The 24,159-nt window shown below is 54.0% G+C and carries 22 protein-coding genes, 2 tRNA genes and 2 rRNA genes (1 of these 26 running past the window's edge); 2 read left to right on the plus strand and 24 right to left on the minus strand.

The annotated features are described in order from the left end of the window. From AEP_RS09705 to AEP_RS09755, 11 genes are all read right to left on the minus strand, one after another. Positions 1-2,547, minus strand: a 23S ribosomal RNA gene (locus tag AEP_RS09705); it reaches 329 nt to the left of the window's first position. Positions 2,548-2,915: 368 nt separating this feature from the next. Beyond that, positions 2,916-2,991, minus strand: a tRNA-Ala gene (locus tag AEP_RS09710). Between the two features lie 36 nt (positions 2,992-3,027). Then, positions 3,028-3,104, minus strand: a tRNA-Ile gene (locus tag AEP_RS09715). A 111-nt stretch (positions 3,105-3,215) separates the two neighbouring features. Next, positions 3,216-4,750: ribosomal RNA gene (locus AEP_RS09720) — 16S ribosomal RNA — on the minus strand. Together the 16S and 23S rRNA genes with 2 tRNA genes alongside form the textbook arrangement of a ribosomal RNA operon. 328 nt (positions 4,751-5,078) lie before the next feature. Further along, positions 5,079-6,170, minus strand: coding sequence for a protein-glutamate methylesterase/protein-glutamine glutaminase (locus AEP_RS09725; RefSeq protein WP_087495191.1), 1,092 nt, complete (start codon positions 6,168-6,170; stop codon positions 5,079-5,081). 6 nt (positions 6,171-6,176) lie between these two features. Next, positions 6,177-6,848 (minus strand): chemoreceptor glutamine deamidase CheD, encoded by a 672-nt coding sequence (gene cheD, locus AEP_RS09730; protein WP_232459998.1) that lies wholly within the window; start codon positions 6,846-6,848, stop codon positions 6,177-6,179. A 57-nt stretch (positions 6,849-6,905) separates the two neighbouring features. Further along, positions 6,906-7,742, minus strand: coding sequence for a CheR family methyltransferase (locus AEP_RS09735; RefSeq protein WP_232459977.1), 837 nt, complete (start codon positions 7,740-7,742; stop codon positions 6,906-6,908). Between the two features lie 62 nt (positions 7,743-7,804). Continuing rightward, on the minus strand, positions 7,805-8,293 hold the full coding sequence (locus AEP_RS09740; RefSeq protein ID WP_087495193.1) for a chemotaxis protein CheW: 489 nt from the start codon (positions 8,291-8,293) through the stop codon (positions 7,805-7,807). Positions 8,294-8,315: 22 nt separating this feature from the next. Continuing rightward, positions 8,316-10,451: a chemotaxis protein CheA gene (locus AEP_RS09745; RefSeq protein WP_087495194.1), complete on the minus strand. Its 2,136-nt coding sequence runs from the start codon at positions 10,449-10,451 to the stop codon at positions 8,316-8,318. A 43-nt stretch (positions 10,452-10,494) separates the two neighbouring features. After that, a complete protein-coding gene (locus tag AEP_RS09750; RefSeq protein ID WP_087495195.1) occupies positions 10,495-10,857 on the minus strand; it encodes a response regulator in 363 nt (120 codons plus the stop codon). 41 nt (positions 10,858-10,898) lie between these two features. After that, complete coding sequence (locus AEP_RS09755; protein ID WP_087495196.1) at positions 10,899-11,342, minus strand: hypothetical protein; 444 nt, start codon at positions 11,340-11,342, stop codon at positions 10,899-10,901. A 160-nt stretch (positions 11,343-11,502) separates the two neighbouring features. Here AEP_RS09755 and AEP_RS09760 point away from each other — a divergent pair, with 160 nt between their 5' ends. Further along, a complete protein-coding gene (locus AEP_RS09760; protein WP_232459978.1) occupies positions 11,503-12,642 on the plus strand; it encodes a hybrid sensor histidine kinase/response regulator in 1,140 nt (379 codons plus the stop codon). Beyond that, positions 12,639-13,268 (plus strand): response regulator, encoded by a 630-nt coding sequence (locus AEP_RS09765; RefSeq protein WP_087495198.1) that lies wholly within the window; start codon positions 12,639-12,641, stop codon positions 13,266-13,268. Before AEP_RS09760 ends, AEP_RS09765 begins: the two co-directional genes overlap by 4 nt. Before the next feature lie 3 nt (positions 13,269-13,271). On the opposite strand, the gene fliR is transcribed toward AEP_RS09765, so the two are convergent. The 13 genes from fliR to fliF form a co-directional block, all read right to left on the minus strand. Beyond that, complete coding sequence (gene fliR / locus AEP_RS09770; protein ID WP_087495199.1) at positions 13,272-14,039, minus strand: flagellar biosynthetic protein FliR; 768 nt, start codon at positions 14,037-14,039, stop codon at positions 13,272-13,274. Between the two features lie 12 nt (positions 14,040-14,051). Continuing rightward, complete coding sequence (gene fliQ, locus AEP_RS09775; RefSeq protein ID WP_087495200.1) at positions 14,052-14,321, minus strand: flagellar biosynthesis protein FliQ; 270 nt, start codon at positions 14,319-14,321, stop codon at positions 14,052-14,054. A 10-nt stretch (positions 14,322-14,331) separates the two neighbouring features. After that, complete coding sequence (gene fliP, locus AEP_RS09780; RefSeq protein WP_087495201.1) at positions 14,332-15,102, minus strand: flagellar type III secretion system pore protein FliP; 771 nt, start codon at positions 15,100-15,102, stop codon at positions 14,332-14,334. A gap of 1 nt (position 15,103) precedes the next feature. Further along, the gene (locus AEP_RS09785) at positions 15,104-15,415 is read right to left on the minus strand and encodes a FliO/MopB family protein (protein ID WP_087495202.1); all 312 of its coding nucleotides are present in this window, start codon (positions 15,413-15,415) and stop codon (positions 15,104-15,106) included. Between the two features lie 13 nt (positions 15,416-15,428). Further along, positions 15,429-15,869, minus strand: a complete 441-nt coding sequence (fliN, locus tag AEP_RS09790) for a flagellar motor switch protein FliN (protein WP_087495203.1) — start codon at positions 15,867-15,869, stop codon at positions 15,429-15,431. After that, the gene (gene fliM, locus AEP_RS09795; RefSeq protein ID WP_087495204.1) at positions 15,859-16,863 is read right to left on the minus strand and encodes a flagellar motor switch protein FliM; all 1,005 of its coding nucleotides are present in this window, start codon (positions 16,861-16,863) and stop codon (positions 15,859-15,861) included. Before fliM ends, fliN begins: the two co-directional genes overlap by 11 nt. Before the next feature lie 18 nt (positions 16,864-16,881). Next, positions 16,882-17,451, minus strand: coding sequence for a flagellar basal body-associated FliL family protein (locus tag AEP_RS09800; RefSeq protein WP_232459979.1), 570 nt, complete (start codon positions 17,449-17,451; stop codon positions 16,882-16,884). A gap of 110 nt (positions 17,452-17,561) precedes the next feature. Further along, positions 17,562-18,737: a flagellar hook-length control protein FliK gene (locus tag AEP_RS09805; protein ID WP_087495205.1), complete on the minus strand. Its 1,176-nt coding sequence runs from the start codon at positions 18,735-18,737 to the stop codon at positions 17,562-17,564. Next, positions 18,734-19,201 (minus strand): flagellar export protein FliJ, encoded by a 468-nt coding sequence (gene fliJ / locus AEP_RS09810; RefSeq protein ID WP_087495206.1) that lies wholly within the window; start codon positions 19,199-19,201, stop codon positions 18,734-18,736. Before fliJ ends, AEP_RS09805 begins: the two co-directional genes overlap by 4 nt. A gap of 24 nt (positions 19,202-19,225) precedes the next feature. Beyond that, entirely contained in the window at positions 19,226-20,656 is a 1,431-nt protein-coding gene (gene fliI / locus AEP_RS09815) for a flagellar protein export ATPase FliI (RefSeq protein WP_087497274.1), read from the minus strand. Beyond that, positions 20,643-21,353, minus strand: coding sequence for a FliH/SctL family protein (locus tag AEP_RS09820; RefSeq protein WP_087495207.1), 711 nt, complete (start codon positions 21,351-21,353; stop codon positions 20,643-20,645). The genes fliI and AEP_RS09820 overlap by 14 nt, the downstream gene beginning before the upstream one ends. Further along, positions 21,353-22,354 carry a flagellar motor switch protein FliG gene (fliG, locus tag AEP_RS09825; RefSeq protein WP_087495208.1) on the minus strand — a complete coding sequence of 334 codons (1,002 nt, stop codon included), beginning with the start codon at positions 22,352-22,354 and terminating at the stop codon, positions 21,353-21,355. The genes AEP_RS09820 and fliG overlap by 1 nt, the downstream gene beginning before the upstream one ends. Positions 22,355-22,375: 21 nt before the next feature. Next, the gene (fliF, locus tag AEP_RS09830; RefSeq protein WP_087495209.1) at positions 22,376-24,064 is read right to left on the minus strand and encodes a flagellar basal-body MS-ring/collar protein FliF; all 1,689 of its coding nucleotides are present in this window, start codon (positions 24,062-24,064) and stop codon (positions 22,376-22,378) included. Between the last annotated feature and the right edge of the window lie 95 nt (positions 24,065-24,159).

A 24,159-nucleotide genomic window follows, 5' to 3' on the forward strand; every position in this document is an offset into this window, starting at 1 on the left:
CGTACCTCTTTAAATGGCGAACAGCCATACCCTTGGGACCGGCTACAGCCCCAGGATGAGATGAGCCGACATCGAGGTGCCAAACACCGCCGTCGATATGAACTCTTGGGCGGTATCAGCCTGTTATCCCCAGAGTACCTTTTATCCGTTGAGCGATGGCCCTTCCATACAGAACCACCGGATCACTATGTCCTGCTTTCGCATCTGCTCGACTTGTCAGTCTCGCAGTTAAGCACGCTTATGCCATTGCACTATCATCACGATGTCCGACCGTAACTAGCGTACCTTCGAACTCCTCCGTTACGCTTTGGGAGGAGACCGCCCCAGTCAAACTGCCTACCATGCACTGTCCCCGATCCAGATAATGGACCTAGGTTAGAACCTCAAACACACCAGGGTGGTATTTCAACGTTGGCTCCATAAGATCTAGCGACCCTACTTCAAAGCCTCCCACCTATCCTACACAGATCTGTTCAAAGTCCAATACAAAGCTACAGTAAAGGTTCATGGGGTCTTTCCGTCTTTCCGCGGGGAGATTGCATCATCACAAACATTTCAACTTCGCTGAGTCTCGGGAGGAGACAGTGTGGCCATCGTTACGCCATTCGTGCAGGTCGGAACTTACCCGACAAGGAATTTCGCTACCTTAGGACCGTTATAGTTACGGCCGCCGTTTACTGGGACTTCAATCAAGAGCTTGCACCCCATCATTTAATCTTCCAGCACCGGGCAGGCGTCACACCCTATACGTCCACTTTCGTGTTTGCAGAGTGCTGTGTTTTTAATAAACAGTCGCAGCCACCGATTTTTTGCAACCTCATTGGGCTCCATCCGCGAGGGACTTCACCTACTAAAGGCACACCTTCTTCCGAAGTTACGGTGTCAATTTGCCGAGTTCCTTCTCCCGAGTTCTCTCAAGCGCCTTAGAATACTCATCTCGCGCACCAGTGTCGGTTTGCGGTACGGTCGTGTGTAGCTGAAGCTTAGTGGCTTTTCCTGGAAGCAGGGTATCACTCACTTCGAGTGCAAGCACTCTCGTTATCACTCCTCATCTAAGCCCGGCGGATTTGCCTACCAGGCACGACTACAAGCTTGAACCAACATGTCCAACAGTTGGCTGAGTTAACCTTCTCCGTCCCCACATCGCACTACACATCGGTACAGGAATATTGACCTGTTTCCCATCAGCTACGCATCTCTGCCTCGCCTTAGGGGCCGACTCACTCTACGCCGATGAACGTTGCGTAGAAAACCTTGCGCTTACGGCGAGGGGGCTTTTCACCCCCTTTAACGCTACTCATGTCAGCATTCGCACTTCTGATACCTCCAGCACGCTTTACAACGCACCTTCACAGGCTTACAGAACGCTCTCCTACCACTTGCAATAAATTGCAAATCCGCAGCTTCGGTAACTGGCTTAGCCCCGTTACATCTTCCGCGCAGGACGACTCGATCAGTGAGCTATTACGCTTTCTTTAAATGATGGCTGCTTCTAAGCCAACATCCTGACTGTTTTAGCCTTCCCACTTCGTTTCCCACTTAGCCAATTTTAGGGACCTTAGCTGGCGGTCTGGGTTGTTTCCCTCTTGAGTCCGGACGTTAGCACCCGGTGCTCTGTCTCCCAAGCTGTACTCTGCGGTATTCGGAGTTTGCATTGGTTTGGTAAGTCGCCATGACCCCCTAGCCAAAACAGTGCTCTACCCCCGCAGGTAATACTTGAGGCACTACCTAAATAGTTTTCGGAGAGAACCAGCTATTTCCAAGTTTGTTTAGCCTTTCACCCCTATCCACAGCTCATCCGCTAGTTTTGCAACACTAGTCGGTTCGGACCTCCAGTACCTGTTACGGCACCTTCATCCTGGCCATGGATAGATCACTTGGTTTCGGGTCTACACCCAGCGACTAGACGCCCTATTCGGACTCGATTTCTCTACGGCTTCCCTATTCGGTTAACCTTGCCACTGAATGTAAGTCGCTGACCCATTATACAAAAGGTACGCAGTCACCCTTGCGGGCTCCTACTTTTTGTAAGCATGCGGTTTCAGGATCTATTTCACTCCCCTCCCGGGGTTCTTTTCGCCTTTCCCTCACGGTACTAGTTCACTATCGGTCAATGATGAGTATTTAGCCTTGGAGGATGGTCCCCCCATATTCAGACAGGATTTCTCGTGTCCCGCCCTACTTTTCGCAAGCTCAGTACCACACAGGTCATTTCACGTACGGGGCTATCACCCGCTATGGCCAGCATTTCCAGGCTGTTCCGTTATGTCTTGTGCTATCACTTGCAGGCTTCTCCGATTTCGCTCGCCACTACTTTCGGAATCTCGGTTGATGTCTTTTCCTCGAGCTACTGAGATGTTTCAGTTCACCCGGTTCGCCTCGCATGACTATGTATTCATCATGCGATACCTTTCGGTGGGTTTCCCCATTCGGAAATCTCCGGATCAAAGCTTATTTGCCAGCTCCCCGAAGCTTATCGCAGGCTATCACGTCCTTCGTCGCCTATCATTGCCAAGGCATCCACCACATGCTCTTATTCACTTGACCCTATAACTTTGACCACTCTCTCGAGTATCCAAGTCATCTTCAAGGAATGTTTGACAGGTCTCTCACCTGTCGCGTTATGCCGTATTCAATTTAACTTGAATAACTCGAATTCAAACGTGAAGTTTGATATTCATTTTGACGCAATCAAATATGTTGCTAGCCACTACGCAAGGCACGGTCTGCACTAAACCTTTACGAATGTGCAGTTTCCTTGGCGCAGCTTATATTGCTAGCAACGCTGATTAAACTCTATAAATTGTTAAAGAACAGCCGGTTGATCAAGAGATCTTGATCAACAACAAAGTAGCCTTTTCATTGCAAGCAATGCAAAGCCACTTTGGTGTTGACGTTATAAGTATCGAGAAGTTTGGTGGAGGATGACGGGATCGAACCGACGACCCCCTGCTTGCAAAGCAGGTGCTCTCCCAGCTGAGCTAATCCCCCGTATTTCCCAATCACTACCTGTATATTGGACGACGATGGTGGGTCTGGTTGGTCTCGAACCAACGACCCCCGCCTTATCAAGACGGTGCTCTAACCAACTGAGCTACAGACCCAAGCCGGTCACCAATGACCAGGCATGAACCTAAGCCCAAATGCTGATCGTCAGCGACAACCTTCCAACAACCGATAAGTGTGAGCGTTCAAATTAGATTGCAGTTTTCCAGAAAGGAGGTGATCCAGCCGCACCTTCCGATACGGCTACCTTGTTACGACTTCACCCCAGTCACGAACCCTGCCGTGGTAATCGCCCTCCTTACGGTTAGGCTAACTACTTCTGGCAGAACCCGCTCCCATGGTGTGACGGGCGGTGTGTACAAGACCCGGGAACGTATTCACCGTGACATTCTGATCCACGATTACTAGCGATTCCGACTTCACGCAGTCGAGTTGCAGACTGCGATCCGGACTACGACTGGCTTTATGGGATTAGCTCCCCCTCGCGGGTTGGCAACCCTTTGTACCAGCCATTGTATGACGTGTGTAGCCCCACCTATAAGGGCCATGAGGACTTGACGTCATCCCCACCTTCCTCCGGTTTGTCACCGGCAGTCTCATTAGAGTGCCCAACTGAATGTAGCAACTAATGACAAGGGTTGCGCTCGTTGCGGGACTTAACCCAACATCTCACGACACGAGCTGACGACAGCCATGCAGCACCTGTGTTACGGCTCTCTTTCGAGCACGAAGCTATCTCTAGCGACTTCCGTACATGTCAAAGGTGGGTAAGGTTTTTCGCGTTGCATCGAATTAAACCACATCATCCACCGCTTGTGCGGGTCCCCGTCAATTCCTTTGAGTTTCAACCTTGCGGCCGTACTCCCCAGGCGGTCAACTTCACGCGTTAGCTTCGTTACTGAGTCAGTGAAGACCCAACAACCAGTTGACATCGTTTAGGGCGTGGACTACCAGGGTATCTAATCCTGTTTGCTCCCCACGCTTTCGTGCATGAGCGTCAGTACAGGCCCAGGGGATTGCCTTCGCCATCGGTGTTCCTCCGCATATCTACGCATTTCACTGCTACACGCGGAATTCCATCCCCCTCTGCCGTACTCTAGCGATGCAGTCACAAATGCAGGTCCCAGGTTGAGCCCGGGGATTTCACATCTGTCTTACATCACCGCCTGCGCACGCTTTACGCCCAGTAATTCCGATTAACGCTCGCACCCTACGTATTACCGCGGCTGCTGGCACGTAGTTAGCCGGTGCTTATTCTTACGGTACCGTCATTAGCAAACTGTATTAGAGCTCGCCGTTTCGTTCCGTACAAAAGCAGTTTACAACCCGAAGGCCTTCATCCTGCACGCGGCATTGCTGGATCAGGCTTGCGCCCATTGTCCAAAATTCCCCACTGCTGCCTCCCGTAGGAGTCTGGGCCGTGTCTCAGTCCCAGTGTGGCTGGTCGTCCTCTCAGACCAGCTACAGATCGTCGGCTTGGTGAGCCTTTACCTCACCAACTACCTAATCTGATATCGGCCGCTCCAATCGCGCGAGGTCTTGCGATCCCCCGCTTTCATCCATAGATCGTATGCGGTATTAGCGTAGCTTTCGCTACGTTATCCCCCACGACTGGGCACGTTCCGATATATTACTCACCCGTTCGCCACTCGCCACCAGGATTGCTCCCGTGCTGCCGTTCGACTTGCATGTGTAAGGCATGCCGCCAGCGTTCAATCTGAGCCAGGATCAAACTCTATAGTTCGATCTTGAATTTTTTCGCTCTTTCGAGCAACTCATAAAAACGGAATTGAAGTGAACTTCACTTCTATTCTCATGAGCGTTTAAAGTCTTGCGACTAGTTCCAAAAGAACTTGGCAATCACCTTCAAACGCCCACGCTTATCGGCTGTAAATTTTTAATGATCAGAAGCAGACTCCCATCTTCTTCTTGCCTTGCTGCGATCAGCGAAGCCTTAAATTATGACACACTTTTTAGTTCGCCGTCAAACTTAGCGAAGATTTCTTGCTTTTTTTAACGCCGCACGCAGCGTCAAGACTGGGCCGGAATCATAGCATCGAATCTTGAGGCATTCAAATGCGGTAACGATCACCGGCGCCTTTAAGCCGAGAGAGCACAGCAGCAGCAATATCCGTAAGCGGCAGAACCTCATCAGCAGCACCCGCCAAGATCGCCTCGCGCGGCATCCCAAACACAATGCAAGACGCCTCATCCTGCACATAGTTGTAACTGCCAGCGTCTTTCATTTCTTTCATTGCCCGAGCGCCATCATTCCCCATCCCAGTCAACATGATTCCAATAGCGTTGCGTCCTACGAATTTCGCAACTGATTGGAACAATACCTCGACAGAAGGACGATGCCGATTAACTAACTCAGCATCCTCAACAACGCAAACATAGTTAGCGCCGCTTCGGTCAATACGGAATTGCTTTCCGCCGGGGGCGATATAGGCATGGCCAGGTAGAACTCGCGTGCCGTTTGTAGCCTCCTGCACAGTGATCTGACAAAGGCTGTTTAGCCTAGCAGCGAAACTCGTCGTGAATCCTGGCGGCATATGCTGCGTAATAACTATGCCCGGCGAATCTGCAGGCATCTTTATCAGAACCTCTTTAATCGCCTCAGTACCGCCGGTAGACGCACCGACTGCAACCAATTTCTCCGTTGAGATTCGTCCAAGAGGCACCGGGACTGAAGCGGGAACCTCAAGACCATGCGACGAAGAGCCTGCACCTTGCGACTTAGGAGCGAAAGAGCGCTTGATGTGAGCCTTGGAAGCAATCCTGACTTTGTCAACGATGCTAACGGACAACTCCTTAATTCCATCAACTAAGCCAATCCGAGGCTTAGCAACAAAATCCACCGCGCCCAGCTCCAAGGCGCGCATCGTAACCTCGGCGCCACGCTCTGTAAGCGTTGAAATCATGACAACGGGCATGGGTCGCAGCCGCATCAGGCGCGAAAGAAACTCCAACCCGTCCATTTTGGGCATCTCGATATCAAGCGTAATGACATCGGGGTCTAACTCTCGAATCATTTCCCTAGCAATCAGAGGATCATTCGCGGCCCCAACGCACTCCATATCTGGCTGCTTATTGATTATTTCCGTTAAGAGACTCCGCACCAAAGCAGAATCGTCCACCACCACAACACGTATTTTCTTCATTGAAAATCAAAACAGATCAACAGATCCACCAGCATTAGATTTGGCTACAGTCGCTGCGTTACCTCTACGCTCTTCCACCACGAGCGTTTCAGGATGAGAGTGTGCAAGGCGCTTGACTAACGCTTTTCCACTTGTAGGAAAGAAACACACTTTTCGCGGATGGATATCCAAGACATCTTGGGAAACCACCGGAATACGCTCCGTCGACAAATAATCTAAAACAAACTTGGTGTTCCGTTCGCCCACGTTCATTGTCGTAAAACCAGCCATCACTTGACCGCCGCCAAAGACTTTGGCCTGCATCGTTTCCCTGCGCGCGCCAAGCTTCAACATTTCGTTGATAAGCAATTCCATCGCAAACGAGCCATATCGCCCAGACCCGTCCCCCCCCTCCCCATCCGGAAGCATGAAGTGATTCATTCCACCAATTCGAGCCTTCCCATCCCAAATACAAGCAGCAATGCAGGAGCCAAGAACCGTCATGATGACAATCTCTTCGTTCGAGACGAAATACTCTCCAGGAAGCACCTTCACAGCATCGTACTGAAAATGGTGATCTGCATAAAAAAAGGAGGCCTCCCCAGGCTTTCGGGGCTGGGCCTTAAGCTGATCTACTCTGGAAACACGCCCGTTCGCTAGGATTTTTGCACCTGCCGGAGCCGTTGGCTGACGAACCATCGAGCCGCCTATATTTGGAGTGTTCATGGCCATGGTTAGCGTAATCACAAAAAGAGGTTAAACACGCTCGTACACAGTTTTGCCCTTTAGGGCAAAAAGATCGCGTGAATCACTAAAGTTTTCGGCATGCCCTACAAAAAGCAAACCTCCCGGCTTCATAACTTTATGGATACGCTCGAGTACCTGCCTTTGTGTCGCTGCATCAAAATAAATCATGACATTGCGACAAAAAACGACATCAAAAAGGTCTCGGAACGGCCAATCGTTTTTGATCAAGTTAACCATCAAGAAATCGATTTTTTCTCGCAACTCTGGCTTCACACGAGCCATGCCAGCATTTCCAGCTTTACCCTTAAGGAAAAACCGCTGCAATCGGCCTTGATCAATCCCCTTTAGAGCATCAGCACGATAGACCCCTTGCGCCGCAGCGTGCAAAACTTTCGAGTCGATATCGCTGGCTGCCAATGAAAAATTCTTCGTACTACCCAGTGCCTCTACAGCCGTCATTGCTATGGAATATGGCTCTTCCCCTGTGGAAGCAGCGCTACACCAAATTTTGCATTCGCCTGTGAATTTGTCTGACTTCAAGTAGTCACTCAGGATTTGAAAGTGATGTCCTTCTCTAAAGAATGAGGTCAAGTTCGTTGTGAGCGCGTTTACAAACTCTTGCCACTCTGGACCATCAGTTGATTCAAGCCAGCGGAGATAGTCCTTAAAACTTTGGTGCCCCGTCTCTCTAAGCCGTCTGGATAACCGGCTGTACACCATTGCGTGCTTGCCATCATGCAGGCTAATGCCTGCCCTTTGATAAATCAGCTTCTGAACATGTTCAAAGTCGGAGTTCGTCCAAACAAACTCTCTGCCTTGCATGTCGTCTGTCGAACTAGATGCCATCAATAGCCTTCAACAGTGAATGCAATGGTAATCAAACGAAAAAGTCTCTGCCTAATCCGAACTCATTCAGACATTGAGACCAGCCCCATCTCTGGAGCGGACATCAGTTTCTCTATGTCCAACAAAATCAACATTCGCTCGCCAACAGACCCAAGCCCTAGAACTGCAGAACTATCAATCACACTTTCGATATCTGGTGCAGCCTTCAAACTCTCAGGAGGTAGTTCCATCACATCACTCACGGAATCAACAACGATACCTACGATTCGATTACGCAAATTCAAAACGATGACGACCGTAAAGGAGTTGTATTCTGATTTCGCACAATTGAACTTCAATCGCATATCCACGATTGGAACAATCGTTCCACGCAAATTCACAACACCCTTGATGAAACTGGGAGCATTGGCGACTCGCGTCGGAGGTTCATAGCCACGTATCTCTTGGACCTTCAATATGTCAATGCCATACTCCTCTTGATCCAAGCGAAAAGTCAAATATTCGCGCGCACCACTTGTGGTGAGATCATTAAGTTTTTCCATCATTCCCATGAGAGACTCCTAGAGCAGCATTTCAATGACGTGACCGGCGCACAAGTGCACCAGTATCGAGAATGAGCGCGACTTTGCCATCTCCCAAAATCGTAGCTCCGGAAACGTTAGGCACCTTCCGATAGTTGGATTCAAGGTTCTTAACAACAACCTGTTGCTGCCCCAGAAGCTCATCGACCAAAAGTGCAACTCGGCTACCGTCAGCCTCAACGACAACCATGATGTCACTGGACTTTTCAAAGTCGAAGCGCGGGATTTGAAACACCTTTTCCAACTCAATCACTGGCATGTATTCATCGCGCACTTTTACCAGCTGAGAACCCTGCCCCACTGTACTTACTGCATCTGCCTTAACTTGGAAAGACTCGATAACAGAGGAAAGTGGGAGTATGTAGACCTCTTCTCCCACTCCTACAGACATGCCATCCATGATGGCGAGCGTGAGTGGCAAGCGCACCGACACCTTCATGCCGTAGCCTTCAGCGGAATCGATATCCACAGTGCCGTTCAACGCGGTAATGTTCTTCTTCACCACATCCATGCCCACCCCGCGACCCGAGACATCCGTAACCACTGCCGCAGTTGAGAAGCCGGGCGCAAAGATTAGTTGCCAAACCTCTGCGTCAGACATTTGATCCGAAACGTCAAGTCCACGCTCTCTGGCTTTATTCAAAATTTTTGTACGCGAAAGTCCTCGGCCGTCATCACGCACTTCGATCACGATGGATCCGCCTTGGTGTGAGGCAGACAAGGTAATCGTGCCGGACTCCGACTTGCCAGCAGCTATGCGCTCTGCTGGCATCTCGATACCATGATCACAACTATTGCGCACAAGGTGAGTCAATGGGTCGGTAATTTTCTCAACCAAGCCTTTGTCCAACTCAGTAGCTTCACCTTGGGTTACAAATTCCACTTTCTTGCCCAGCTTACCGGCCAAGTCACGCAACATGCGTGGAAACCGGCTGAAAACGATCGACATTGGAATCATCCGAATCGACATCACAGACTCTTGAAGATCTCTGGTATTCCGATCCAGATCCGCCAATCCGGTTAACAGCTGCTGGTACACGGCAGGGTCCAATGCTCTGCTGTTCTGAGCAAGCATTGCTTGTGTAATTACAAGCTCTCCAACAAGGTTGATAAGCTGATCAACCTTGCTGATCGCAACCCGAATAGTTGCCGCTTCAGGCTGTGCCACGGCTGCCGGGTTAACTTTGGCAGGGACTTTCGCAACGGTAGCGACCTCTTGTGCGACAGATGGAGCAGCTATTGGCTCAACCGAAACACCGGGCGCTCCGGGAGAGCCATCAAAGAAACCGAAACCAGCCTCCGGCGCTCCCTTCGTTTCGGCGGTGCCACTAGCCACAGCGGGGGCCCCAGCAGCGCCATCAAAGAAACCGAAACCTGGATCCGCATGTGGTTGCCCTCCGGTGATCTCAATCTGAACCTTCTCTCTGGAAACATGGAAAGCGAACAGATCCAGCAACTCTTCATCAGTAGAAGATGTTTCCGCTTGAAAAACGCGGAAACCGGCTTTAGGCGACACAACAGGCTTGATGTCACCCAGCCCCGGAATGTCCCGAAAAAGCTCTTGTATGGCATCCGCTTGCTCAGGCTTGTCCAACGGCCCCACAGTTATTTGGAGACTACGAGGGCCAGATGCTTTTGCTTTGCTGACTGGGGCTTCTTGTTTTGGCACCACTGGTGCAGCGACTGGTTTCTGGACTTCCAAAGTTCCGCCTGCTGCCAATACGCTGATACGCTTTACCAAGTCGGCTGTTGGGAGAGCCTCGCCCTCATCACCTGCTTGATGACGCGCCAACAAGCTACGCGAGGCATCGGCAGACTCCAAAAGCACGTCGACCATTGCCGCCGTAGGCTGCAATTCATGCCTGCGAAGCCTGTCCAACAAAGACTCCATCTGATGCGTCAGTTCAGCGACGTCAGCAAATCCGAATGTCGCTGCCCCCCCCTTGACCGAGTGCGCACAGCGGAAAATTCCATTCAGTTCTTCGTCATCCGCTGTTTCCAGATTCAGGTTGAGGAGCATTTGCTCCATCTGATCCAAGTTTTCGCCCGCCTCTTCAAAGAAGATTTGATAAAACTGACTCAGATCAAAGTCACCACCAGCCCCACCATCTTGATGCGTCTCGGCCATACCTAGCTCCTGTTATTGAGAACCCAACGACGTCCCACCCAATCTAGCGAATAACCTTTTTGATGACGTCCAGCAGCTTTGCCGGATCAAACGGCTTTACCAACCAACCTGTGGCACCCGCAGCGCGACCGGCCTGCTTCATCAGATCACTCGACTCAGTAGTCAGCATGAGAATCGGGGTCGTTTTGAACTGAGGATGCTCCCGCAGCTTTCGAGTTAAACCAAGGCCATCCAGCCTGGGCATGTTTTGATCCGTCAGAACCAAATCAAATGTCTGCGTTTGCGCTTTTTCGTACGCATCCTGACCATCCACAGCTTCCACGACTTGGTACCCCGCACCGGTCAAGGTGAAAGAAACCATCTTTCGCATGGAGGGGGAATCGTCAACAGCAAGTATTAAAGGCATGAGAGGCTCCGAAAAAAACGCGGGGGAAATTGTGGTTTGGATTAAAAGAGCTCAATGGAACCGGCGTCCATTTCATCTTGAGTAACTGGATTGGGACGTTCCGGCACTTCTTCAACGAAAGGCACTGCCTCACCGTCTTCATTACCCATTGATTCGGAAGCTAATCGGTAGGCACACCCTTGCAAAATTTTCGAGGTGTGAACGATAAGCTGAGATGCCATGTCCTGGAATTGAAGCTCAGTGACCGCGGCGTGCAGGGCACTACGAACCCGGTCCAGCTCTTCAGAGTGCCCCAAAGCGGGAGAAGACAGGTTGGCACTCGCCGTGGTAAACCGCTCCATGAGGTTTTCCATAGTGTGCGCAAGCAAGCCGTCAAGCCGAGTCAAATCATGCACGACAACTAGCAAGGAATCTTGCACTTCGGCGACCAGCATCACAGGCAGCTGAACAGCCGGAGCAGCAGGTGGCGTCAACGATGGTTCCATTGTCATTCTTCCTCAGTGCCTGTCTTGTTCGCTATCCTACGCCGGATTCATGAGCTTTGAGTTAATCAAGATGCGTAGATTAGCAGGATTCACGAATTTTGGGGAAAAATCAATTACTTTGACAGAACAAAAACTTTGGGTTTAGCACTGGCAGCACATAATGAAACGCATGATAGCCCTGAAACACGAGTCCAATCCACTGGGTAACCCTGTAAAAGTACTGCACTTAGAGGATTCAGACGCCGACCACTTGCTCGTCAAGCGGGCACTGGCAGGCAGCCAACTCCACTTCAGTATTGCGCGAGCCGATGACAAACAGAGCTTGCTTGCGTCTTTAATGGGACAAGAGTTCGACATAGTGCTCATGGATTACAGGCTTCCCGGCTTTACTGCCATGGACGCTTGGGCCGAACTATCAAAACTGAGCGCCACTCCGCCTTGCGTCATCGTTTCAGGTGCCATCGGGGAAGCAGCGGCTGTCGCAGCCATCCAGAGTGGAATCACGGACTATTTGCACAAAGACAATCTCAAGGAATTGGCAAGAGTCATTCTGCGCGCCCTAAAACTGCACCAAAGCGAGAAAGAAAGACAGCGAACGGCCGACGCCCTTCAAGAATCGGAGCTTCGCATCTCTGAGCTCGCAAGGCACTTGCAAAGTTCGCTGGAACAAGAACGAGCGGCCATTTCAAGAGAAATTCACGATGAAATCGGCGGCGCACTCGCCGCAATGAAGCTCGATGTCGCCTGGATGAAGCGCCACTCGGAGTCCCCGGAAATACTCGAAAGAGTTAGCGCCATGCAGCAGATGGTGGGGCAAGCCCTTACAGCCACCCAACGCATCATGCAAAACACTCGTCCAGCGATACTTGATCAAGGCTTGGCAGCCAGCGTGCAATGGTTGACCGAGGCCCACTCTAAACGCGTTGGACGTCGGGTACTTCTCAATTGCAGGCTGGAAAACGAGACCGCACTCAATGATGGCGCTCGTTTGACCGCATACCGGGTTGTTCAAGAATCGCTGACCAACATCAGCAAATATGCGCCCGAGGCTGATGTGTTGATAGACATCGCCGACGGCGGTGACGGACTCACCGTTGAAGTCTCCGACAATGGCCCCGGATTTGAAATGACGCGACTCAAAAAAACTGCTGGCTTCGGCCTCAAAGGACTCAGCGAAAGAGCGAAAAACATAGGTGGTTGGCTTGATGTCAGCAGCACTCCGGGACGGGGCACATCCATCACGTTGACATTGCCACTCCAGCATCACCTTATCAACCCTACAACGCCGAAGAACCCATGATCCAAGTCGTTTTGTGCGATGACCATGCAATGATCCGCAGGGGTATCCGTGACACACTCGTCGACTCGGGCGGGATAGAGGTCACCGGTGAGGCAGGCAGCTATCCGGAACTCAAGGAAACGCTCAAATCCGCGGCCTGCGAAGTACTGGTACTTGACCTCAATCTACCTGGCCGAAGTGGGCTGGAAGTCCTTGCAGCCGTCAAGGAGTCTCACCCCCATGTCAGAACCCTCGTCGTTTCCATGTTCGCAGAGGACCAGTACGCCATCCGGTGCCTCCGTGCCGGAGCATCCGGCTATTTGAACAAGGCAGGCGATCCTGCAGATTTAGCGAAGGCGGTCCGCACCATCCATTCCGGCCGGAAATACGTTACGCCGGAAGTTTCAGAGATGCTGGTGAATCAACTCGCTACTCCCAGCGAAGAGACTCTGCACTCCAGACTTTCAGAGCGAGAGCTGCAGACACTGATCAAAATTGCTTCAGGTAAAAAACTCTCGGACATAGCGGAAGAGCTCATGCTGAGCCCAAAGACCGTAAGCGTCTATCGAGCCCGACTGCTGGAAAAACTCGCGCTTAGCAACAATGCAGAACTTACCGTGTATGCCATTCGCAACGCCCTCGTCTAGGCCTTAACTGGATACAAAAAGTCCGATCACCTTCCCCATCAAAGCCGTAAAGGGTTGGTCCAGCATGGGCAGCGTCACGGCGATCCCCACAATTCCGACGACGAGTGTGATGGGGAAACCAATGGCAAAAATGTTCATTTGAGGTGAAACGCGCGAGATGATCCCTAGAGCCATGTTGGTGAACAGCAGGATACCGACCATGGGCAGCGCAATCCAAAGGGCACTTGCGAAGACTTCTGCCCCCAGCTTTTGAAGCTGCATAGCTGCCAATGCATCCAAAAAATGTGGCGACACAGGAAAAGCGACGAAACTCTGGGTGACTGCCATCATCACCATCAGGTGCCCATTCATCACCACAAAAAGCAAGGAAGCGATCTGCGCAAAGAATCTCGCAACCGCACTGGACTGCGTGTTCATGGATGGATCGAAAAACGCGGCGAAGTTCAATCCCATCTGAAAACCCACCACTTCCCCTGCTAGCTCAACAGAAGAGAACACCAGGCGAACGGCAAAGCCAATCGATAAACCGATAACGACTTGCTGAATGACGACTGCGAGCGCAGCGGGGTCATTAAACGAAATGACGGGCGCATCCGGCAGACTGGCCTGAATAGCCAGGGCGACCAGAAGCGATAAACCAATCTTTGCCCGCATGGGAAAAGCCCGGGAAGAAAGTACCGGCGCAGACGTAAAAACGGCCAGGACTCTCAAGAAAGGCCAGATGATCGGTGATAGCCACTGCGCAATCTGGGCTTCATCAAATGAGATCACAGGTTCACCCTGTCACACCACGGACGCCGGAATGGCCTCCAGCATTCGACGGATGTACTCCACCAGCATGGTCAGCATCCACGGACCAGCAATCGCAAACACAGCAATAACTGCCAGCAACTTGGGAACGAATGCCAGAGTCGCCTCGTGAATCTGGGTGACCGCTTGAAAAAGGCTGACCAGCAAACCGACCACAAGGGCCGCGCCCAACACCGGCGCTGACACCATCAAAAGCATCAACAAGGCTTCTTGCCCCATGGTCAAAACGGTTTGCGCGTTCATGGTCGATACCTCAGGTTACAAAACTCGCAGCCAGCGAGCCAATCAGAAGGTTCCACCCGTCTGCTAGCACGAAAAGCATCAGTTTGAATGGCAGAGCGACCAACACCGGGGAGAGCATCATCATGCCTAGCGACATCAATACGCTGGCCACCACAATATCAATCACCAGGAACGGGATGAAAATCATGAATCCGATCTGGAACGCTGACTTCAACTCACTGATCACAAACGCCGGCACCAACACGCGAATGGGTGCCGTGTCCGCCTTCATATCCGGCGGAAGCTTCGCGAGCTTTGCAAAAAGTGAGAAGTCCGACTGGCGAGTCTGCTTCACCATAAAGCTTCGGATGGGAACCTCTGCTTTTTGAAGCGCCTGATCGAATGACATCGTGCCCTGTGAGTAAGGCTGGTAGGCATCGGCATAAATCCGATCGAAGGTGGGCCCCATGACAAAGAAAGTCAAAAACAGGGACAAGCCCACAATCACCTGATTTGGGGGGGCTGATTGGGTTCCCAGCGCCTGACGCAACAAGGACAGGACAATCACGATCCGGGTGAAACCCGTCATCATCAACAGCAAAGCGGGTATGAACGAGAGTGCTGTGAAAAACAGAAGTGTCTGGATGGGAACTGAGAAATTGACGCCGCTCTCCCCTGTCCCTACCAATAAGGGTAATTGACCGGGAGCCTGTGCAAATGCCGAAGCGGAGGCAAGCAACGCAACCACGCCGAGTGAAGCCAAACCCAACTGACGAATGACCGAAGAGGAAGCACCGGTCATTTCAAGAGATCCTTCCTGGCACCGTTGGAATTTCCATCGACTCCTGAGGCTCAACAGGTGCTGTGGCAGTGTGCAGGCATTGAATGCCGTTCGCGCTCACGCCCAAAGTCAGCCATACGCGGTTATGCAGGGGCCCCACTTCAACGGTAACAACCCGTTGGTGTGGCCCGACGGCAACCGCCGAAACAAACCGGCTTTGTGCCCCACCCAAGCGGGAAGACGATGGCACTCGGGCCTTCAGCCAACGAATCAAAAAGGGAACGCAGGCCAGCGCAATAAGGAAAAGAATTACAGGTAAGAGTTGCAATGACATCGGCAACTGCCGTTTAGTTTCTACTGACTCGCTTCAACCGTTCAGACGGTGTCACGACATCCGTCAATCGTATACCGAACTTGTCATTGACCACGACGACCTCACCTTGAGCGATCAAATATCCATTGACCAGAACGTCCATGGGCTCACCCGCAAGCGCATCCAGCTCAACGACTGAACCCTGGCCCAACTGCAATATGTGTTTGATGGGCACTTTGGTGCGTCCTAGCTCAACGGAGAGCTGAACAGGTATGTCCAACACCATGTTGATGTCGTTGACATGCCCATCGCCACCCGAGGTGAATGGCTTCGGAGTGTCCCCCGAGAGCGGACCGCCGGGAGCAGCATCTCCCGCTCCGTCGCTGGATTTTTGCTCCAGAAGGGCCTCCGCCCAGTCTGCCATGCCGTCGTCGGCAGCACCTTGAACTTCGTCGGGTTTATCTTCAGATGCCATTGCGTTCTCCCAACCAGTTTTGGTCATTGCCGCGAAGTGCTTTTTCAATGCGTATCGCGTACTTCGAATTGTGAGTGCCGTACTGGCACTCGAAAATGGGCACACCGTCTACGGTTGCCTGAATCCTTGGCGCACGGTCCAGTTCGATAAAGTCGCCTTTCTTCATGCCCAATAACTGCTCAACGGTGGCATCTGCTCTGGCCAGTTCGGCAACGATAGTGACTTCTGCTGCTTGGATTTCTCGGGTAAGCACATTCACCCAACGGCGGTCTACTTCAATCGAATCCCCTTGGGTAGAGGAATACAGAACATCCCGGATCGGCTCCAGCGTTGAATACGGGAAGCTGAAATGAATGGCGCCCGTGATATCCCCGATTTCCAACTGGAAAGATGTGGAGATCACAATTTCGCTGGGTGTCGCGATGTTCGCGAATTGGGGCTGCATCTCCGAGCGCTGATATTCCAGCTCCAGAGGGTAGATGCCCTTCCAAGCCTTTTTGTATTCCGTGGTGATCACATCCACCAAGCGGTTGATCACGCGCTGTTCTGTGGCCGAAAAGTCCCGCCCTTCAATACGCGTCTGGAACTTTCCGATGCCACCGTACAAGGTGTCAATGACACCAAAAACCAATGCAGGTTCGCAAACCACCAAACCACTACCCCGCAAGGGCCTGATCGCCACGATATTGAAGTTGGTGGGCACAGCCAATTCACGCAAGAACGCGCTGTAGCGCTGCACCACCACCGGACCGACAGAAATCTCAGGGCTACGGCGAATGAAGTTGAACAACCCGACCCGCAAATTCCGGGCAAACCGCTCATTCACGATTTCCATCGTAGGCATGCGCCCACGGACGATTCGCTCCTGGCTGGAGATGTTGTAAGCACGGACTTCCCCGTGCTCCGCTGCCTCTTCTACGGTCTTCTGGCTCTCACCAGTCACGCCTTCCAGAAGGGCATCAACTTCTTCCTGGGAAAGAAACGATTCGCTCATAGCAAGCCCACAGTTCCTTTACTGAACGATAAAACTCGAAAACAAAACGCCGGTGACAGAGTACTCCACATGCACCACTTTCTTCTTTTTCTTCTTGGAGGTGGACTCCTCTTCCTCTTCACCACCGCCAAACGGCACTGAAGCTGCTTTCAATATGTCCTCTACCAACTTCTCTTTGCCTTCCGCCTTGAGCAACTCGTCGGCGGTCCGCTGGGAAATGAGCATCAACACGCTGCTGCGGATCGTAGGCAAATAAGCCTTCACCGAATCCGAAGCCTTGGCATCGATCACTTCCAGAGTGATACCGATCTGAGCGACACGCTCGCCACCGGGGTCTGCCAGATTGACGACCATGGAATCCATGGGAAGGTACACCGGTGGTGTTTTGGGTGCTGCATGCGCCGCAGCCTTGGGAGGCGGCGCCGCCTCCTCACCGTCTTCTGCCGCGGCATGCTGTTTACTGATAAAGAAAAAGGCACCACCACCACCCAAGACCAGCACGAGCACAGCCGCCACGATGATGATCAGCATCTTCTTGCTCTTGGCTGGCGGTTTGGCGGCATCTGCCGCTTCAGGTTTTGCTGACACGTGAATACCTCGAATGTGTGAAGTTAAGGGGATTATTCATGGCTCCAAGAGCGCATAAGCGTGAATAAGGGGGATTATTCATTTCCACCTGTCATTTTCACCAAGCCCACTTACACAAACAGGTCAATCGATCGCCCCGATGGTCCAGTTCTGGAAATGCTTGGGGCGGGCTCAGCTGCAGCTTCCACCGTCCCGACTTTCCAACCGGAAGGTTTGCCTCCAGAGCCCTGCCGCTGCGAGTCACCCGAATTCGAAGTACCAACCGACACCCCTGACAACACCACCCCCTGGCGGCTCATGGCGTCTTGCAATTGGGAACTAGCATTGGCAAGGGCCTCACGGGTCAAGGCCTCGTCAGAGCGGAAAACAACCGTGGCCTCTTTACCTTGCATAGAAATGCTGACCTCGACAGGGTTGGCGCCCAAACCATCCAGTGTCATTTCCGCTTTTTGTATATCCTGGCTAATCCAATAGCTGACCTGCTCAGCATATTGCCCATCGGCGCTGGCAGTTGCAGCTCCCGCGACAACCCCATCCACGCCCATGGCACCTCCAGCACCCTGAGGCGCAGCCCAGTTCTGCGCAGACACCTCGTTCGATGACACTCTGGGACTCGCCTGGAGTTCCTGCGAACGTTCCCGGCTGGAACCCAGGGCCAATGTGCTGACTTCTGGAGCTTTGGTTAATGAAGCTGTGAGCTCTTGGACAAATTTGTGAATCCGCTCTGGGGTCGCTTCCTTGCTCGCAGCGGCTATTGCTGCTGCACTCGTGTTCGCTGTCGAAGCGCCTACCAACTCAGGCTGCGCGGCTTGGGCCGCCGCATCCAAAGCCACTTTGCCAGATTTGGCTTGCGGGGTGTTCAATGGCTTACCAAGCGCAGAATCCAGCGCAGCTTGCAGGGGCAAGGCACCATCCCTGCCCGCTACTGACCCAGACTTACCGCGAGCGATTTCAGCGGGTAAGGGAGCAACCGTTACCGGCACTGCCGCCACTTGCGCCAACAACAGTGCAGGATCCGGCAGTATTCCGGACACACCGTCCAGCGGTTTTTCCTGCAGAAGTGCCGGGTCCGTTGCCACCAACCCATTGGTCGCCGGATCCATTGCGGGTGCAATCGTCGCATCAACAGCCACAGGTGCCACTTCTTGGGCACAGGCTAAAGCCGCCAAAAAACTTTTGGCGTTGTTCGCGCTGCCCCCTTCCGGCTTGTCGGTGCTTTTTTGCCCGGAACTGCCCTCGGCAGGCTTTGCGGATGCGGGAGCTTTGGGTGCGATTTCGATGCTCATCGTGCTTCACCTTGGGTTTGCTGAGCGCGGGTTCGCGCAAAAAGTTGGGCTGCCATTTCGTCCATCTGCGCCTGATCACGTCGCTGGGCAATGCGTTCCGCCTCAGCCCGTCGTTTCTTCAGCACGCTGTTCAATCCCGACAAGCGGCTTTCGGCTAGCTGAAGTTGTTGCTTTACGCCTTCGACATGGCGCTGCAGATTGGCAATCACGCCGTCTTGCATCGAAATAGCTTGCTGTAGCCGGCCACTGAACTGGTAGTGATGCTTGATCAACTCCACCGAAAGCCCCACTGAACCTGTGCTGACCCAACGGTGATCCGTGTCGCCGGCATAGGAGCGCAACTGGTCCAACTGGCCCATCGCAGCTTGTACGTTTTGCTGGCTCTGTGCCAAAGCGCGAATGACCTCATCCCGCTTGCGCTCTGCCAGTGAGATTGCCAGCAAAAGGCCGGATGAGTCAGCCATGCGAACCGCCGATCACACCGCAAATCATGGCAGCGCTTCCACGGAAGTACTCAGCGCCAGCTCGGCCAATGCCTGCTCCATGGGCGCTGCTTCCTGCATGTCCTGTTGCAAAAACTGGATCATGCCGGGTTGCAGAGCAATGGCCTCGTCCAGGACGGGGTCGGAGCCCGGCGCATAAGCACCAATCTGAACCAAATCCCGACCCCTCTGGTACTTGGAATAGAGGCTGCGGAAACGCCGCGCCTGCTCAAAATGGCCGCGATCCACCACGTTGTGCATCACCCGCGAGGCCGATTGCTCGACATCAATCGCGGGGTAATGCCCGGACTCGGCCAAGGATCGCGACAGCACAATGTGCCCGTCCAGAATGGCGCGGGCCGCATCTGCAATCGGGTCCTGCTGGTCGTCACCTTCAGACAGCACGGTGTAAAAAGCGGTGATGGACCCGACGCCGTTGAGACCATTGCCGCTCCGCTCCACCAATTGAGGCAACTTGGCAAAGCAGGATGGCGGATAACCCTTGGTGGCTGGCGGCTCGCCAATGGCCAAAGCGATTTCGCGCTGCGCCATGGCATAGCGGGTCAGCGAATCCATCAGCAGCAGCACATGCTTGCCCTGGTCACGGAAGTACTCGGCAATCGCGGTGGCGTAAGACGCACCTTGCATACGCAACAATGGTGGCGCGTCCGCAGGAGCGGCAACCACCACAGATCGTTCTCTGCCATCCACGCCCAAAATGTCTTCAATGAATTCTTTCACTTCGCGGCCACGTTCGCCGATCAGACCGACGACGATGACGTCCGCCTGGGTATAGCGGGCCATCATGCCCAGCAACACGCTTTTGCCGACGCCGGAACCGGCAAACAAGCCCAAGCGCTGGCCACGGCCCACTGTCAAAAGGGCATTGATGCTGCGCACGCCGGTATCCAGCGCTTCACGCACCGGCGCGCGGTCCATGGCATTGATCGGTTTACGGTCTAGGACACGGGCAGACACATCGGCCAACGGCCCCATGCGATCCATGGGGAAACCCTGCGAATCCACCACACGGCCCAGTAATCCATCACCCAAGGGCAAGCGCAACATGCCTGCAGATGCTGCATCTGCAGGCACCGTCTTTTCACCCAAGCGAGGCACGGGCACAAACGCAGCGGCAGCTGCCACACCGGCGCCACTGGACAAGCCATGCACATCGCCCGCCGGCATCAGGTAAGCGCGGTCGCCCGAGAAACCGACGACTTCCGCCAGCACAGGCTCACGCGCCTTCATGGTGACCACACATTGGGAACCCACGGGCACCCGGATGCCACTCGCCTCCAACACCAAGCCCGTCAGTTTGGTCAACGTACCACGCACTTCCAGCGATGACTCTTCACCCACGGCAGCACGGGCCTGGGCCAGGTAATCCGCCCATTTGGCGGGAGCCGTGGAGGGAGTGGACTCAGGGGTTTGCATCTGCATCTTCCCAAGGGGCTTCCAAGCCCAGGGTGGCTACCGTTTTGCGCCAGCGTTGCTCTACGGTGCCATCCACCACCGTGCCGGCCGCCTCCACCAGGCAACCGCCGCGGCAGATTGCACTATCAGGCAGCAACGTCAAAGACAGGTTGGAAAACTCCTGCCGCAACACTTCAGACAACACCTCCACATCCAGTGGATTCATCCGCACAAGCGCGGCCTTGCTATCAATGGCCAACACACTCAGTGCCTCACGTACCACCGGTTGCAGGGCGTTCGGGTTGCTGGACATTTCATGCCGCAAAACCTGGCGGGCAATCTCGCAGGCCAATTCCAGCACACCCTGGGCCATGGCCTGCTCCGACTCGGCCAGCTGCGTTTGGGCATTTGCAAACAGCTGCGCCATAGCTTCGGCGGCTACTTTGCCCTCGTTGGCGATGTAGTAATTGAGCTGGCGCTGGCCTTCGAGCGTGGCGTGGGCATGCCCTTGGGCGTAACCCTCTGCATATCCTTGGGCATGTCCCTCCGAGAAGGACGATTGGCGCACTACCGCCTCTTTGGCCTGCTCTTCAGCCAGTGCTTGGGCAGCCAACTTGGCGGCAAAGCGGGAAGAGGACTTGTCGACATCGCCAAAGTCCCAATCGGTGACGGAACCAATTTCTTCGCCGGGGATAAAACGTGCTTGGTTTCGATTCATCAGACCATGGCGTCGTCGCCACCTCCACCGCCGAGCACAATCTGGCCCTCGTCTGCCAAACGGCGCACCACCTTGAGAATTTCTTTCTGCTGCGCTTCCACTTCCGACAAGCGCATGGGCCCCCGAGACTCCAAGTCTTCCTTGAGGGTTGCCGCCGCACGGGACGACATGTTGGCCAGAATCTTGTCCTTGAGCTCGGGCTGTGCGCCCTTGAGTGCCACGATAAGCACATCGGAAGACACTTCCTTGAGCACCATCTGGATGGCCTTGTCGTCGAGCTTGTTGAGATCGTCGAAGACAAACATCTTGTCCATGATCTTTTGGGCCAAATCCGCATCGTGGCTGCGGATGGATTCGATCACCGTGCCCTCGATGGCAGTACCCATCAAGTTGATCATCTCGGCCGCTGTCTTTACACCACCCAGCGACGACTTGCGGATCTTGTCGCCACCGGCCAGCACCTTGAACAGCACTTCATTCAAGTCCTTCAGGGCGGTAGGCTGAATACCTTCCATGGTGGCCACTCGCAGCATGACTTCGTTGCGCTGGCGCTCAGTGAGGTTCTTCAACACATCAGCGGCCTGGTCGTAATCCAGGTGCACCAGGATGGCCGCCACGATTTGCGGGTGTTCGTTGCGCAGCAGCTCCGCCACCGAAAGCGGGTCCATCCACTTCAAACTTTCAATGCCGGAGACATCGCCGCCCTGCAAAATGCGGTCAATCAGTAAAGCGGCCTTGTCGTCACCCAGCGCCAGTTTCAGCACCGAGCGCACGTAGTCGCCCGAGTTGGAGACCAGCAAGCTCTGCGAGGCCGCGACCCCGGTGAACTTGTCCACCACTTCATCCACCTTTTCGCGGGTGAGTTGAGTGGTCTTGGCGATCGCTTCTCCGAGGCGTTGAACCTCTTTGGGCGACAGGTGTTTGAAAACCTCGGATGCCTCTGCTTCGCCCAGAGACATCATGAGGATTGCTGCGTCTTGGAGTCCGTCTTCGTTTGCCATGGTGGTATTTTGCGCCGCGCTTTACGCCGGTGCCTCTCCATTCATCCATGCTTTGACGATATTGGCCACCGCCGCGGGGTTGTCCCGTGTCAGCTTGCGGGCATCTTCCAGGCGGAGTTCGCCGGGAGACGCCTGTTGCGCCTCATTGGCGGAGCTCGGACCTGTCAGTTGAGGACGTTCTGGCTGATCGTTCTCAATGGCATCCAGCTGCGCAACGTCATTGTTTTCCAGCGGTTCGGCCACCGGTGCGGGCTGGGTCAGCGCCTTCATCGCAGGGCGGATCACACCCAGCAGTACCAGTGCTGCCAAGCCCAGGGTGCCGAGAGGCCAAGCCAGGCTGCGGGCCAGCTCCTGAACCTCAGGCTGACGCCAGACGGGCGTGTCGTTCACTTCAGCTTTTTCAGGAGCGAATGGAGCGTTCACCACATTCACCGAGTCACCGCGGTCCTGGTTGAAGCCCACCGTCTCACGGACCAGGGCTGTCATCTTCTCCAGCTGAGCCTCTGTCAGGGCCACACTGGTCGTCACGCCCTTGGCATCGGTGACGGACTGGTTGTTCAACACCACCGCCGCATTGATGCGCTTGATGGCACCCACCGCACCTTTGGTGACGCGGATGGTCTTGTCCACCTCGTAATTGATGATGGACTCTTTCTTGGATGAACTGTTGGCGGCTCCCGCAGCCGTCTGGCCGTTGGCGGCCAATGTCTGTGGCTGGCCGTTGATAGGCGCGGCGGGCTGGGCTGGTGGCTGGTTGGTTGTGGCACCGGGCACGCCGGCTGGAGGCGTTGGCTGGGTGCCATTGGTGCTTTCCACCAATTGCTGGCTACGCACGGCGCCACTGTCAGGCGTCTGGTTAGGCTTGTGCGATTCGGTGGTGCTCTCGGTTTGGGAGAAATCCAGCTCCGCCGTCACTTGCGCCTTGACATTCTGCTTGCCCACCAGCGGCTCCAGCATGTCCAGAATGCGGCGGCTGTAAAGCTGCTCAATCTGTTGTACATACTGCAGTTGCTCGGCATCCACGCCAGCGGCCGCGTCGGGGTTAGCGGACAGGAGTTTGCCCGTGTCATCCAAGACACTCACTGCGCTCGGGTTCATCTCAGGCACGCTGGACGCCACCAGGTGCACGATGCCGGCCAATTGACCTTTGTCAAGCGCACGACCGGGGTGCAGACTCAACAACACGGAGGCTGAAGGTTTCTGCTGCTCCCGGAAAAAGCCATTCTGATTAGGAAGTGCCAGGTGCACCCGGGCGCTGGATACGGAAGATAGCGCTTGAATAGAGCGGGTCAACTCGCCTTCGAGCCCGCGCTGGAAAGTCAGCCGCTCCTGAAACTGGGTCATGCCGAATCGATTGGCCTCCATCATTTCGAAACCGCTCACAGATCCTTTGGGCAGACCTTGGGAAGCCAGCTTCAGCCGCACGTCGTGCACACGGTCTGCCGGCACCAGAATCGCGCCACCGCCCTCTGTATATTTATAGGGCACGTTCATGGTGGTCAGCTGGGCAATCACGGCACCGCCGTCCTTGTCCGCCAGATTGGAGTAAAGCACCCGCCATTCCGCTTGGCGCCCCATGACCAGGCCGACCACGGCAATCGCTACAAACAGAGCGATACCCAAAGCCAATCGGATGCGCTGCCCCTGATCCAGAGCCGTGAGGCGCTGTCCCAGGGTGGGGTTCACAGGAATGGTGGCAACTGCGGGCATGTCTTGGTTTCCAGGGCTGAGGGCGGGCTTCTCCGCATGAATGGGGCTGATTATTCGACCCACCCTCCAAAACATTAGGGTAATAAGCCCCGGCT

The organism is Curvibacter sp. AEP1-3, from assembly GCF_002163715.1.
GTDB lineage: Bacteria > Pseudomonadota > Gammaproteobacteria > Burkholderiales > Burkholderiaceae_C > Allorhodoferax.

Excerpts from the sequence above, each read along its gene's own strand:
- fliN (WP_087495203.1), bottom strand. The coding sequence starts at position 15,869 with ATGGCATCTGAAGATAAACCCGACGAAGTTCAAGGTGCTGCCGACGAC.
- AEP_RS09755 (WP_087495196.1), bottom strand. The coding sequence starts at position 11,342 with ATGGAACCATCGTTGACGCCACCTGCTGCTCCGGCTGTTCAGCTGCCT.
- AEP_RS09785 (WP_087495202.1), bottom strand. The coding sequence starts at position 15,415 with ATGTCATTGCAACTCTTACCTGTAATTCTTTTCCTTATTGCGCTGGCC.
- AEP_RS09750 (WP_087495195.1), bottom strand. The coding sequence starts at position 10,857 with ATGCCTTTAATACTTGCTGTTGACGATTCCCCCTCCATGCGAAAGATG.
- fliJ (WP_087495206.1), bottom strand. The coding sequence starts at position 19,201 with ATGGCTGACTCATCCGGCCTTTTGCTGGCAATCTCACTGGCAGAGCGC.
- fliG (WP_087495208.1), bottom strand. The coding sequence starts at position 22,354 with ATGGCAAACGAAGACGGACTCCAAGACGCAGCAATCCTCATGATGTCT.
- AEP_RS09745 (WP_087495194.1), bottom strand. The coding sequence starts at position 10,451 with ATGGCCGAGACGCATCAAGATGGTGGGGCTGGTGGTGACTTTGATCTG.
- AEP_RS09760 (WP_232459978.1), top strand. The coding sequence starts at position 11,503 with ATGAAACGCATGATAGCCCTGAAACACGAGTCCAATCCACTGGGTAAC.
- AEP_RS09805 (WP_087495205.1), bottom strand. The coding sequence starts at position 18,737 with ATGAGCATCGAAATCGCACCCAAAGCTCCCGCATCCGCAAAGCCTGCC.
- fliM (WP_087495204.1), bottom strand. The coding sequence starts at position 16,863 with ATGAGCGAATCGTTTCTTTCCCAGGAAGAAGTTGATGCCCTTCTGGAA.
- AEP_RS09735 (WP_232459977.1), bottom strand. The coding sequence starts at position 7,742 with ATGGCATCTAGTTCGACAGACGACATGCAAGGCAGAGAGTTTGTTTGG.
- AEP_RS09725 (WP_087495191.1), bottom strand. The coding sequence starts at position 6,170 with ATGAAGAAAATACGTGTTGTGGTGGTGGACGATTCTGCTTTGGTGCGG.
- fliP (WP_087495201.1), bottom strand. The coding sequence starts at position 15,102 with ATGACCGGTGCTTCCTCTTCGGTCATTCGTCAGTTGGGTTTGGCTTCA.
- fliI (WP_087497274.1), bottom strand. The coding sequence starts at position 20,656 with ATGCAAACCCCTGAGTCCACTCCCTCCACGGCTCCCGCCAAATGGGCG.
- AEP_RS09820 (WP_087495207.1), bottom strand. The coding sequence starts at position 21,353 with ATGAATCGAAACCAAGCACGTTTTATCCCCGGCGAAGAAATTGGTTCC.
- fliF (WP_087495209.1), bottom strand. The coding sequence starts at position 24,064 with ATGCCCGCAGTTGCCACCATTCCTGTGAACCCCACCCTGGGACAGCGC.
- AEP_RS09765 (WP_087495198.1), top strand. The coding sequence starts at position 12,639 with ATGATCCAAGTCGTTTTGTGCGATGACCATGCAATGATCCGCAGGGGT.
- cheD (WP_232459998.1), bottom strand. The coding sequence starts at position 6,848 with ATGGTTCGTCAGCCAACGGCTCCGGCAGGTGCAAAAATCCTAGCGAAC.
- fliQ (WP_087495200.1), bottom strand. The coding sequence starts at position 14,321 with ATGAACGCGCAAACCGTTTTGACCATGGGGCAAGAAGCCTTGTTGATG.
- AEP_RS09740 (WP_087495193.1), bottom strand. The coding sequence starts at position 8,293 with ATGGGAATGATGGAAAAACTTAATGATCTCACCACAAGTGGTGCGCGC.